A 13737-nucleotide genomic window follows, 5' to 3' on the forward strand; every position below is an offset into this window, starting at 1 on the left:
TGCGCTTACTGCTTGGACTAATCCTGCTTTTGTTGGTACTTGCTATTGCGCTTACTATGCCAATTGTCCAGACGAAAATTGCACGTTATTTTACTAATAGTATTAATAAGGATTTTGGAACTAATATCGCTATTGATGGTGTAGCCGTTTCGGTTTTTGGTGGCGTGAAATTTAAAAAAGTATTGATTCTGGACCACCATAAAGACACATTAATATATTCACAAAGAATTGCTACCACTATTTTAGAAAGTAAAAAACTACTTGATGGCGATTTGATTTTTGATGGTTTGGATTTGCATGGATTACTTTTTGATTTGAAAACGTATAAAAACGAAAAAGAATCAAATCTTGATAAATTCATTAAAGCTTTTGAAACGGGTAAACCTTCCAGCCGAAAATTTTTGCTTAAAGCAAATAAACTGCAAATTTTTGATGGACATTTTATCGTTACGGATTATAACCGAGAAAATCCAAAAGACTTAGATTTTACAAAACTGAATGCCTCAGTAACTGATTTCTTGATATTTGGACCAGATGTGACTACTAACATAAATAAAATGTCATTTTTAGACTTTCGTGGTTTGTATGTTAAAAATTTGAAATCAAAATTTACCTATTCAAAGAAAAATATAAAGCTTGAAAATCTTGATTTATTAACTAAGGAATCTACTTTGGTTGGAACAGTTTTATTGAATTATAAAATTGAAGATTTCTCCAATTTCACTGATAAAGTACTTTTTGATATTCAATTGAATTCGGCTTCAATTGCTTCAAATGATATTCGTTATTTTTATAAAGAAATTGGTAAAAACCAGCATTTTTATGCTAAAGCAAGTATCAAAGGTACGCTGAATGATTTGAAATTTAAAAACCTTGAATTAGTAGATGACCGAAAAACTCGAATCAACGGTGATATTAATTTTAAAAACCTGTTTGCCAAAAAAGGTCAGAAATTCTCCATGTACGCTAAGTTTGATAAGTTAATGTCCAGCTACGACGATTTGGTGGTTATACTCCCGAATATTTTAGGAACTAAATTACCTACTTCTTTAAAAAAGTTAGGTCGATTTTCTGCATCAGGAATTTCCAATGTTTCAACAACAGCAGTTGATGCTGATTTTTCTATGATCACTGCATTGGGAAAAGTAACTTCAAAATTGGCAATTCAAAATATAAATGTAATTGACAAAGCTTCTTATATAGGGAATGTAATTCTGGAAAATTTTGACATTGCAACTTTATTGGATCAAAAAGATTTGGGTCGCGTTAGTTTGAATATTGATGTTGATGGAAAAGGTTTTAAACAAAAATTTTTAGATACGGCTATCAAAGGAGATATTAGTCAAATAGATTATAAAAATTATAATTATACCAATATTGTTGTCGATGGTACGCTTAAAAGCCCGTATTATAAAGGTCAGATTTCTGTTAATGACCCAAATTTGAGCATGAATTTCGACGGATTATTGGACTTGAGTAAAAAAGATAGCCGTTACGATTTTCATATCAACGTTGAAAATGCAGATTTGCATAAGTTGAAGTTAATGAAAGATTCGGTTTCTGTGTTTAAAGGCGATGTTGTAGTTCAGGCTTCGGGGAATAATATCGAGAACTTTCAGGGAAATGTCTACATCAATAAAACGTCTTATCAAAATGAAAAAGACACTTATAATTTTGATGATTTTGCTATAAATTCAACTTTTGACAGCAACAGAGTAAGAACTATTACCGTAAATTCTCCAGATATTGTTCAGGGTGAAATTGTAGGTAAGTACGAATTCAATCAGTTAGAAAATTTGGTAAAAAACTCTTTGGGAAGTCTTTACACGAATTTTAAACCTAGTAAAGTCAAAAAAGGACAGTTCTTGAAGTTTAATTTTTCCATCTATAATAAGATCATCGAGATATTTTATCCTGAAATTTCAATTGGCGCCAATACTATTGTAAAAGGAAGTATAAACTCCGATAATCAGGAGTTTAAACTCAATTTTAATTCACCTCAGATTATTGCTGCGAATAATACACTTGATAATATTAGAGTTTCAGTAGATAATAAAAATCCATTGTATAATGCTTATATAGAATTAGATAGTATAAAGACGAAATACTATAAAATACGCGATTTTAGCCTGATAAATGTTACAATGAAAGATACGTTATTCTTTCGTTCTGAATTTAAAGGTGGCCCTAAAGCGGAAGATTATTACAATCTGAATTTATACCACACCATTAATAAAGACAATAATAATGTGGTAGGAATCAGTAAATCAGAAGTTAAATTCAAGGATTATCTTTGGTTTTTAAATGAAAATGAAACGCCTGATAACCAAATAGTTTTTGATAAATCATTCAAAAATTTTGATATTGATAACATCATATTATCCCATGAAGACCAATCAATTTCATTAGCTGGGGTTTTTAAGGATACTACCATTAAGGATCTGAAGTTGAGTTTTAAGGATGTTGATTTAAATCAGATTACGCCCGTCAATGATAAGTTTATTGTTCAGGGAAATATAAATGGAGAAGTGAACTTCAAGCAGAATAAGGACGTTTACCAGCCTACAGCTTCTATTGTTATTGACAAATTGAACGTGAATAAAACGGATTTAGGAACCTTGAATTTTGATATTGAAGGCGATGAAAGTCTTAGGAAATTTACCATCAATTCGAATTTAGAAAATGAAAATGTAGATTTATTCAAAGCGGATGGAAGTTTTGAAATAGTTAATAAAGAAACAATTTTAGATTTGCAATTGAAATTTGATAAATTCAATATTGCAACTTTAAACTCCCTTGGCGGTGAAGTATTATCTAATATTAGAGGGTATATTTCAGGAAACTCGACGATAGAAGGAAATCTTAAAAAACCGAATATTAGCGGTCGTCTGTATTTAGATGATGCTGGAATTACGATACCGTATTTGAATGTAGATTATGGTTTGAGTGATAATACGATTATTGATTTAACGGATGAGAAGTTTCTCTTCAGAAACAATACACTAACTGATACTAAATATGGAACAATAGGAAACTTAAACGGAAGCATTGAACATAATAATTTTACGGATTGGAAGTTAGATTTAGCCATTAGTTCTAAAAGATTATTAGCATTAGATACTAAGGATAGTGAAGACGCAGCCTATTATGGGACAGCGTTTATTGATGGAATGGCAACTATTAAGGGACCTACTAATTCCTTGTTCATAAAAGTTGAAGCAAAATCTGAGAAAGGAACCGCAGTAAAAATTCCTATCAATAATGCCGAAAGTGTTAGTGATAATATCTTTATTCATTTTGTAACAGCTAAGGAAAAATACAATCTTGAAAATGGAATTGTCGAAAACACCAGAAATTATAACGGACTGGAATTAGAGTTTGATTTTGATATTACACCCGATGCCGAAGTAGAAGTAATTCTGGATCGTAATACCGGTCACGGAATGAAAGGAAAAGGGTTCGGATCCTTATTATTTAAAATTAATACTTTAGGAAGATTCAATATGTGGGGAGATTTCCAGGCGTATGAAGGAACCTATAATTTCAAATACGGTGGGCTTATTGATAAGAAATTTGAAGTTAAAAAAGGAGGTTCAATCACATGGGAAGGAAATCCCATGAAGGCGCAATTAAACCTGGAAGCAATCTATAAAACTTCGGCAAATCCTGCGGTTTTATTGGATAATTCCTCTTTTAATACCAAAGTTCCAGTTGAAGTAGTGATAGGTCTTCGAGGCGATTTAACGAGTCCTGAACCTGATTTTAATATTGAATTTCCAACTGTAAGTAATGTTTTGAAATCAGAAATTCAATATAAATTAAACGACAAAGATGTTCGCCAGACGCAAGCGCTGTATTTACTTTCTTCAGGTGGATTTTTGAGTCCGGAAGGAGTGAATCAGTCTGATTTTTCCGGAAGTTTATTTGAAACCGCTTCGAGTATCTTAGGTGGAATTATTCAGTCTGATGACGAAAAATTCAAAGTGGGACTTAATTTAATTGGTGCTGACAGACGAATAGGAAAAGAAACCGATGGAAGATTTGTTGCCACGATTTCATCCAAAATAAATGAAAGAGTGACCATCAATGGTAAATTGGGAGTTCCTTTTGGTGGAATTAATGAATCAGCAATTGTAGGTGATGTTGAAATTTTATATAGAGTTAACGAGGACGGAACACTTAATTTACGTCTTTTTAATAAAGAAAATGACATCAATTATGTTGGTCAAGGAATTGGTTACACGCAAGGTTTAGGGGTTTCTTACGAAGTAGATTTTGATACTTTTAAAGAATTTGTCAATAAAATATTTAAAAATCTGAAAATTGAGAGTTTGTCAGCTCCGGTTTCAGAAGATCAAGATTCAAATTTATCTCCGGATTATATCAATTTTTCTAAATCAAAGAAAACGAATACTGAAAAAATTAAAAAAAATCAGGAAGGTTTGATACCTGAAGAAAACTAGTTACTACTTTTTACTTGTTATCAGTACCATTTTAAATTTAAACAAAGTCACGCCTCAAACTGTTAAGCAGTGATCCAAAAATCGCATCCTTAAAATTTCAAGTTGTTTTTTTTTTTTGCCAAACAGAAAAAAGCCTAACGATTTGTTGCTATTGAATAATTCAGCATATCGACTCGTTTAGTATCGAAAAAACATACGAATTGTTAATTGTTAAATAAAAGTTGGTTATTTTTCAATTTTGTTAAATAAAATTCAATTTATTTGGGTTTTCCAAAAACTTATCAACGAAAACGTTTGAATTCACAATGCTTTGCTAATTTATTAAAAACACAGACTTGGAAATGGTTTATGTTTGCTAATTTTACACTTTAATACTTAAATAATGCCAAAAACAATAAAAAAAGTTGGTGTTCTAACCTCGGGAGGAGACTCACCAGGAATGAACGCAGCAATTCGCTCAGTTGTTCGTACTTGTGCTTATCATAACATAGAATGTATAGGAATTTATAGAGGTTATCAGGGAATGATTGAAGGAGACTTCAAGGAAATGGGACCTCGAAGCGTTAACAACATTGTAAATAAAGGAGGGACGATTTTAAAATCAGCTCGATCTTTAGAATTCAAAACTCCAGAAGGAAGAAAGAAAGCACATGAAAATCTTACTAAAGCCGGAATTGATGCTTTAGTGGTAATAGGTGGTGATGGAACTTTTACAGGAGGGTTGTTGTTTAATACGGAGTTTAATTTTCCAGTGATGGGAATTCCAGGAACCATTGATAATGATATTTTTGGAACCAGTCATACCTTAGGATACGATACAGCACTAAATACCGTAGTAGATGTAATTGACAAAATTAGAGATACTGCGAGTTCTCACAACCGTTTATTCTTTGTAGAGGTAATGGGTAGAGATGCCGGTCATATTGCTTTGAACGCCGGTATTGGAGCAGGAGCAGAGGAAATTCTTATCCCAGAAGAAGATTTAGGTTTAGACCGATTATTAGAATCTTTGCAAAAAAGTAAAGCTTCGGGTAAATCATCAAGTATTGTAGTTATTGCAGAAGGAGATAAAATAGGTAAAAATGTATTCGAATTGAAAGATTACGTTGAAGCCAATTTACCAGAATATGATGTTAGAGTTTCTGTTTTGGGTCACATGCAACGTGGTGGTTCACCTTCATGTTTTGATAGAGTTTTAGCCAGTAGATTAGGTGTAAAAGCTGTTGAATCTTTGATAGAAGGAAAATCGAATTATATGGTTGGATTACAAAATGATAAAGTTTCGTTGACACCTTTGGAACAAGCAATCAAAGGCAAAACAGAAATTGATAGAGAATTATTAAGAGTTTCAGACATCATGTCTACATAAGTGGTTAAAGTTTATTGTGAGGAAATTAGACTTTATATGAAGTTAATATAAAATAAACAAAAAAATTAAAGTAAAATGTCAAAAGTAAAATTAGGAATAAACGGTTTTGGAAGAATTGGTAGAATTGTATTCAGAGAGTCTTTCAATAGAGATAATGTAGAAGTTGTAGCAATCAACGATTTATTAGATGTAGATCACTTGGCGTACTTATTAAAATATGATTCAGTACATGGTCGTTTCAACGGGACTGTTGAAGTAAAAGAAGGACAACTTTTTGTAAACGGAAAAAACATCCGTATTACAGCGGAAAGAAATCCAGCAGATTTAAAATGGAATGAAGTTGATGTTGATGTAGTTGCTGAATGTACTGGTTTCTTTACAACTATTGAAACTGCAAATGAGCATATCAAAGGTGGTGCTAAAAAAGTAATTATTTCTGCTCCTTCTGCTGATGCACCAATGTTTGTAATGGGAGTTAACCACACTGAAGCTAAAGCTACTGATATGGTTGTTTCTAATGCTTCTTGTACGACAAACTGTTTAGCTCCATTAGCTAAAGTTATTCACGATAATTTTGAAATTGTTGAAGCTTTGATGACTACTGTTCACGCAACAACTTCAACTCAAATGACTACTGATGGTCCTTCTAGAAAAGACTGGAGAGGTGGACGTGCAGCAAATCTAAATATTATTCCATCATCAACTGGTGCAGCAAAAGCAGTTGGAAAAGTTATTCCATCATTGAACGGAAAATTAACAGGTATGTCAATGCGTGTTCCTACAGCTGACGTTTCTGTAGTAGATTTAACTGTAAAAGTTGCTAAAGAAACTTCATACGAAGAAATTATGGCAGTTTTGAAAAAGGCTTCTGAAACTACAATGAAAGGTATTTTAGGATATACTGAAGATTTAGTTGTATCTCAGGATTTTATTTCTGATTCAAGAACTTCTATTGTAGATGTTCACGCTGGAATTGGTTTGAATTCTACTTTTTTCAAAATCATCTCTTGGTATGACAATGAATATGGATATTCTAGCAAATTAATTGATTTATCAGTACACATTGCAGGTTTAAAATAATTCTTTATATTTACAAATCCCGTTATCTTTATTTTAACGGGATTTTATTTTTTGTTACTTTTTTAAAATAGATGTTTTCCGTTAAACGCAATTAGAAAACAGCTAACTCCGAAACCAAAAAACCAAAAGAAAATGAGATTAATAGTTGATAGTGGTTCTACAAAAGCTGATTGGATTGCAATAGATGACAATGGCAAAGTAATGTTTACAACACAAACTTTAGGGTTGAATCCTGAAGTTCTTGATGAAGATGAAATAATTGAACGTTTAAATGATCGTTTTGACATTTTGCAAAATAAAAAAAATGCAACTCATTTGTTCTTTTATGGTGCCGGTTGTGGTACCGATAAAATGAAAATTACACTTTCACAAGTTTTTCAAACGTATTTCCCTAACGCCATTATTGACGTGAAAGAAGATACGTATGCAGCCGTTTATGCAACAACTCCAAAAGGAGAGAAAGCAATTGTTTCTATTTTAGGAACAGGTTCAAACTGCAGCTATTTTGATGGTAAAGAATTACACCAAAAAGTACAATCTTTAGGGTATATTGCCATGGATGATTGTAGTGGAAATGTTTTTGGAAAAGAATTAATAAGAAAATATTATTTCAATAAAATGCCAAAAGAACTGGCAGTTGAATTTGAAAAAGAATACGATTTAGATCCAGATGCTATAAAAAGCAAACTGTATAAAGAACCAAATCCAAATGCTTATTTAGCGACTTTTGCAAAGTTTTTAATTCAGCATAAAGAAACTGAATTCTGCAGAAAAATTATTTTCAAAGGAATGAAATCTTTTGTAAAAAATTATATCAAACAATATGAAAACTGCAAAGAAGTTCCTGTACATTTTGTAGGTTCCATTGCTTTTTATTTGAAAGAAGAATTGCAAGAAACTTTTGATAAATATGAATTGCAATTAGGTAATGTTTTAAGAAGACCTATTGACGGACTTATTGCTTACCATATAGCAAATAAATAGTTTCAGCTGGAGAAATTCAGATTTGAACTAAAAAAAATCACTGACAATTTACTAGATTAAAAGTAAATTATCAGTGATTTTTTATTTTATACTATAATAGTTTCTAAACGGAATGCATATCACTTGAATCAATGCTTCTGTTGAAAACTAAAGTATTGCAATCATCGAGATTTCTACATTAACGTTTTTTGGCAAACAAGCCACTTGAACTGTTTCGCGAGCTGGAGCAATTTTTTCGTTAAAATAAGAACCGTAAACAGAATTTATTTTTCCAAAATCATTCATGTCCATAATGAAGATTGTTGTTTTTACAACGTTGTCAAAAGTCATTTCTGCTGCTTCCAGAACCGCTTTCATGTTTTGCATCACTTGTTCAGTCTCTAATTCGATTGTTTCCGTAATCAATTCTCCTGACACTGGATTTATAGCAATTTGACCTGAAGTGTAAAGTGTATTTCCTTTAAGAACAGCTTGGTTATAAGGTCCAATTGGAGCCGGAGCATTTTCTGTTAAAATAATTTTTTTCATAAAAGTAAGCTTGTCTAAAGTTAAAAAAACGTAGTGTCAATTAGTATTTAATAGGGAATAGAATTATCTGTTGATGGTACTTCTTTTATCCCATTTGATGTCACTCAATACGCCTGATTTTATTCCAATGAAGAAACCCCAGTTGGCATTGGTACCAAACGGTGACCAGTTGAAATCCATTCTCCAACTTAACAAATCTCTTTCAAAACGAAGTTGTGTGAATGTAACCCCTTTTTGAACAAAATCGTAACCTGTAGACACACCCGCTTTCCATTTAGGAGTAATGTCAGCATTAGCAGAAATCATTATCGAGTTCCCAATTATTTGATTCTCTCGGTTGTTATTCCCGTACGTTAATGAATAGGCGAATGTCATGTCCCACGGTAATTTAGAGTTAAAAAATTCAGAAATTTTGTCTTCGCCGTCAGTTTCTTCTTCTTCATCTTCGAATTGGCTTCTTCTGCTGTCTCCTAAATCAGTATTTGTCCCAAATAAATCATCCTCTCGACCACCATTTCGTTGGCTTTGAACATTTTTATCTTTTTTATCGTCTTTACCTTGGCTCGAAATGGAGTAATTTAAGGTCATGTTAGAACTCGTCATTCTAAAAAGACTTCCGCCATTATCAATATTAAAAACATTAATTCGGTTGCCTGAATTATCAATAGCATACGGATCTAATGTTGCACCAAAATTCACATTCATTTTATTGTCCAGTAAAGTAGTCCCACCGCTAACTCGTATTGGCGAAAAAGCGAGTGAAGTTACTCCGTCTGCATCCAGATTATACGATGTAGAAAGATTTAAGTTATTAAGTAACATTATTTTTTTAGGCTCCACTTTGGTACTGTCTTTATCAGTTACTTTAGCTTCAAAAGTATTACTCAAATCAAAACCCAACGTATTAGCATTGTTTAATCCCGGAGCACCATAAATTCCAGTTTCAAAGCGGGTGTATTGTTTGTTCATTGTTCCACTGGCATCGGATGCGTAGGTATCATAATATTTTTCGAAACTTGGGGTATAACCATACGATGCCGATGGCCTCATGACGTGTCTTATAGATTTTATTTTTTTGTCATTACCAAAATTAAAAGTCCCATATATAGTGGTTCCCACGCTTGAAGAGAATGAATACGTTCTAAAAGCGTCAAATCCATTGATGGTTTTGTCTACAACTTTACTTTGGTCAACATCATAACTTCTTTCTATTGTTTTGGTATACCAAATTTCCTCATAATTCAAAGATGATGAAGCACTGAAATATTTAAATAATTTAAAATTCGTACTTAATGGAATGCTATGTTGAAAACCAACTTTTGCATCGCGGAACATTTGAGGTTTGAAGAATAAAGAATCAGTGGTAACAATGCTGTTTCTTCCGTTTAGATTGTATTGTAAGTTAATGTTTTTTAGCAAACCTTTTCTAACGCCGTCTTTCCCCACAAACGGATAAATCCGGTCAACACTTAACTGTAAGGTTGGCAAAGTCATATTAATTTCTTCGGTTTGCGTATTTTGTGAATGTGTTGCAGTCAGCGACATTCTTACCTGTGGAACTGAAGTGAAAGTTTTTGAATATGATATCGAAGAACTCAAAGTATTATTCAGGTTTGAGCCAATATTCACCTGATTGATGGATTGCTGGAAATACTTGCTGCTTCCTAAATTCACAGAGGCTGAAAAGCTGGAATTTGGATTTGATTTCGAGTCTTTCGAATGTGACCATTGAATGTTATAAATATTTTGTTTCAAATAATCCGGATAGCCTCTTTCGCTGGTGATTAAATTTTCAAATCGTACGTTCAGATTTCCTCTATAATTGTATCGTTTCGCATAGCTGGATTCAAAACGCAATCCATAACTTCCATTAGTGTAATAATCCCCCAAAACCGTTAAATCATAATTATCGCTGAGCGCAAAATAATATCCTAAATTTTGAAGTGAAAATCCTCTATTATTAGAGTCATTGTAACTAGGTAAAATTAGCCCGGAAATACTGGTTTCTTTGCTCATTGGAAAAAAAGCAAAGGGCAATGCAATTGGAGTTGGTACGTTTGCAATAACCATATTGGTCAAACCGGTTACTACTTTTTTGCCTGGAATAAATTTTACTTTATTTGTTTGGAAATAATATTCGGGATTATCCACATCTTTCGAAGTGGTAAATCGGGCTCCTTTTAGAAAATAAACGGAGTCATTCTCTTTTTTGGTTATGGCCGCTTTTATTTTAAATTCTCCTTGGTCAGACCTTGAATTCCAAATTAAAGCTTTTTTTGTTTTAAAGTTAAACCGAATAGAATCAGGTTCAATAACGTTAGCGCCTTGTTTGAAATTTGGATATTGAGTGTAAGTGCCCGTTGAATCTTTGATACGTCCGGCATAAACTTCATTTTTTTCATAATCCATAACAATTATTCCCGACTTCAGTTCAACGTCCTGATAGTATAATTCCGCCTGGTCATAAAGAGTTATAATTTTTTTCTTCTGATCAATTTTAGCATATTTATCTGCTTTGTATCTCACTTTCCCGTCTAGGAATGCTTTTTTAGGTTTGATACTGTCGATTTTGATTGTATCGGCAACTTTTTCAACAGCTAAAACAGGAGCTTTACTTTGGTTGACACTTTTTTTGGTGCTATCTATTTGTCTAGTAGGGGATATAGCCGTCTTTTTTTTAGGGATATCTTGAGAATATAATTTACCGGACCCAAGTGACAGGAAAATTGATAATAAAACGATATTAAATAAGTTTGTATACAAAGGTTTAAATGCTATTTTTGTAAAATTATGGCCTGTTTTTTGACATGTCAAACTTACATATTATTTTTTGTCAAAAATAGTCAAATAAATAAATTTATAACTGTAGTGTTTTAATTAAATTAACTTATAGCTTTATGCGCAAAACATATAAAATTAAAAGAATATTAACTTTTATTTTGATAATATTTTCGGTAATCGGGTATAGTCAATCCAATAATTTTAAGGTGACTTTAGATGCAGGTCATGGAGCGCATGATTTTGGTGCTGTTTATGAAGGTCGAGTTGAAAAAAACATTGCTTTGGCAGTAGTTTTAAAAGTTGGAAAAATACTAGCTGCTACTCCACAAATGGAGGTAAATTACACCCGAAAAACAGATGTATTTATTGATTTGATTGAAAGAGCTAATATTGCCAATAGATTTAATGCCAATATTTTTGTTTCCATTCATTGTAACGCTAACAGAAACACTGCTGCTGATGGTACCGAAACTTATGTAATGGGTTTAAGTAAAGTGGCATCAAACTTAGAAGCCGCCAAAAAAGAGAACTCCGTAATTACATTAGAGAAAGATTACAAACAAAAATATGAAGGATTTGATCCCAACTCTCCCGAAACGATGATTGGAATGACTTTGATGCAAGAGGAATACTTAGATAACAGTATTTCTCTGGCAAGTAAAGTAGAAGATGCTTTTGAGGATTTAGGTAAAAAAATTAGAGGTGGCGGTGTAAAACAAGCTCCTTTTATGGTACTTCACAAGGCATATATGCCAAGGGTACTAATAGAAATGGGTTTCATCTCTAATACTACAGAAGGAAATAAATTAAATTCTGAAGAAGGACAGGATGAAATTGCCAAAGCTATTGCTGATGCGATAATTAGTTATAAAAAAGAATATTATGGTAGTGGCGAAATGGAAATTTTTGAAGAAAGACCTTCGCAAAAAATTAATGAAAAACCAATAAGAGATACGGTTACTCCAGCAAAACCAAAAACAATGTCTCAAACGGTGGAGCCGACACAAACTAAAAAGGTGGTTGATAATTCTAAACCAATATTCAAAGTGCAACTTTCGGCGAGCATTAAAAGACTGGAATTGATTCCTAGAAATTTTAATGGTCTAAAAAATATTTCTGTAGCCTATGAAAATAGAGTTTACAAATATATGTATGGAGAAACTGCTGATTATGAAGAAGCAAAAAAGCAATTAAGCGAAGCAAAAGATAAAGGTTACAACACTGCGTTTTTGATCGCTTTCAAAAACGGAGAAAAAATCAACGTTCAGGATGCTTTAAAATAATAACAGTTACTTTTATGTTATAATCGGAAAACACACCTACTTATATTTTGAATATTCTCAAACAAACTAAAATAGTTTTCATACTACTGTTTTTATTTTTCGCAGTAAATATCTTTCCTCAGTCTAAAACTAAGTTTATTGTAATCTTAGATGCGGGTCACGGCGGTAAAGATCCCGGTAATTCCTATCATGGTTTTGTTGAAAAAGAAATTGCACTTAAAACTACATTGAAACTGGAAAAGCTCCTTGAAAAAGAGGGTGGAATTCAAGTCATCCATACCAGAAAATCAGATGTTTTTATAGAATTAAAGGACCGACCAAAAAAAGCGAACAGTCTTGATGCTAATTTATTTATTTCCATACACTGTAATTCTGTCAAAAATCCAGTTCCTTTTGGTACAGAAACTTTTGTAATGGGTTTGGCAAGGAGCAAAGGCAACTTGGAAATCGCAAAACAAGAAAACTCAGTTATATTATTGGAGAAAGATTACAAGCAAACCTATAAAGGATTTGACCCCAAAAATCCCGAAACATTAATAGGGTTGAAAATTCTGCAAGAAGATTATTTAGACCGAAGTATAAATCTAGCTTCAAAAATTGAAAATAATTTTAAAAATAAAGTACATCGAAAATCAAGAGGAATAAAACAGACTCCTTTATGGGTTTTGGATGCAGCTTACATGCCCAGTGTATTGATTGAATTAGGCTTTTTATCCAATAACGAGGAAGGCGTTTTTCTAAATTCAGATGTGGGACAAAACAAGATGGCACAGGCAATTGCTACAGCAATTATCGCATACAAAAAAGAATATTTTGGAATACAATCCGACAATAGTTATCAGGATATTACCTCTAAAAAAATAACGGAAAACAGTATAAAAAATAGTTTAAAGCGCACAAAATCAAAACTAAATATTGAAAAATCAGTTTCGAAAAAGAACGAAACAAGAACACAAAATTCTGATGTGGTTTTTAAAGTTCAATTTGCAGCCGGAAATAAAAATATCGAATTAATTCCTTCTAATTTTAAAGGTTTAAAAAATGTCAGCGTGAGAACAAACAACGGTTCCTTTTATAAATATGCTTACGGTGCAACAACGGATTATAATGTTGCGAAACAGGATTTGAAAGAAGTTAAATCCAAAGGGTATTCTTCAGCGTATATTATAGCATTTAGGGATGGAAAAAATATTAGTGTTGAAGAAGCGCTGAAATAATTACAACAAGTCAAATAATTTATATTAAATTT

The 13737-nt window shown here is 32.3% G+C and carries 8 protein-coding genes; 6 read left to right on the top strand and 2 right to left on the bottom strand.

The features are described 5' to 3' along the window. The first annotated feature begins 56 nt into the window (after positions 1–56). From IWX80_RS09640 to IWX80_RS09655, 4 genes are all read left to right on the top strand, one after another. Complete coding sequence (locus IWX80_RS09640; RefSeq protein ID WP_196853294.1) at positions 57–4463, top strand: translocation/assembly module TamB domain-containing protein; 4407 nt, start codon at positions 57–59, stop codon at positions 4461–4463. Positions 4464–4845: 382 nt separating this feature from the next. Further along, a complete protein-coding gene (gene pfkA, locus IWX80_RS09645; RefSeq protein ID WP_113635648.1) occupies positions 4846–5832 on the top strand; it encodes a 6-phosphofructokinase in 987 nt (328 codons plus the stop codon). Between the two features lie 75 nt (positions 5833–5907). Next, complete coding sequence (gene gap, locus IWX80_RS09650; RefSeq protein ID WP_113635650.1) at positions 5908–6912, top strand: type I glyceraldehyde-3-phosphate dehydrogenase; 1005 nt, start codon at positions 5908–5910, stop codon at positions 6910–6912. 132 nt (positions 6913–7044) lie between these two features. Next, positions 7045–7896, top strand: coding sequence for an N-acetylglucosamine kinase (locus tag IWX80_RS09655; protein WP_196853245.1), 852 nt, complete (start codon positions 7045–7047; stop codon positions 7894–7896). Between the two features lie 147 nt (positions 7897–8043). Here the strand turns inward: IWX80_RS09655 and IWX80_RS09660 are convergent, their stop codons facing one another. Then, on the bottom strand, positions 8044–8424 hold the full coding sequence (locus IWX80_RS09660; RefSeq protein ID WP_113635653.1) for a RidA family protein: 381 nt from the start codon (positions 8422–8424) through the stop codon (positions 8044–8046). A 63-nt stretch (positions 8425–8487) separates the two neighbouring features. Continuing rightward, positions 8488–11238, bottom strand: coding sequence for a putative LPS assembly protein LptD (locus IWX80_RS09665; RefSeq protein WP_196853246.1), 2751 nt, complete (start codon positions 11236–11238; stop codon positions 8488–8490). A gap of 83 nt (positions 11239–11321) precedes the next feature. On the opposite strand from IWX80_RS09665, the gene IWX80_RS09670 reads away from it, so the two are divergent. Further along, positions 11322–12488 (top strand): N-acetylmuramoyl-L-alanine amidase family protein, encoded by a 1167-nt coding sequence (locus tag IWX80_RS09670; protein ID WP_196853247.1) that lies wholly within the window; start codon positions 11322–11324, stop codon positions 12486–12488. 47 nt (positions 12489–12535) lie between these two features. Beyond that, positions 12536–13705 carry an N-acetylmuramoyl-L-alanine amidase family protein gene (locus IWX80_RS09675; protein ID WP_196853248.1) on the top strand — a complete coding sequence of 390 codons (1170 nt, stop codon included), beginning with the start codon at positions 12536–12538 and terminating at the stop codon, positions 13703–13705. The last annotated feature ends 32 nt before the right edge of the window (positions 13706–13737 follow it).

Source organism: Flavobacterium sp. CAN_S2 (assembly GCF_015752255.1).
GTDB lineage: Bacteria > Bacteroidota > Bacteroidia > Flavobacteriales > Flavobacteriaceae > Flavobacterium.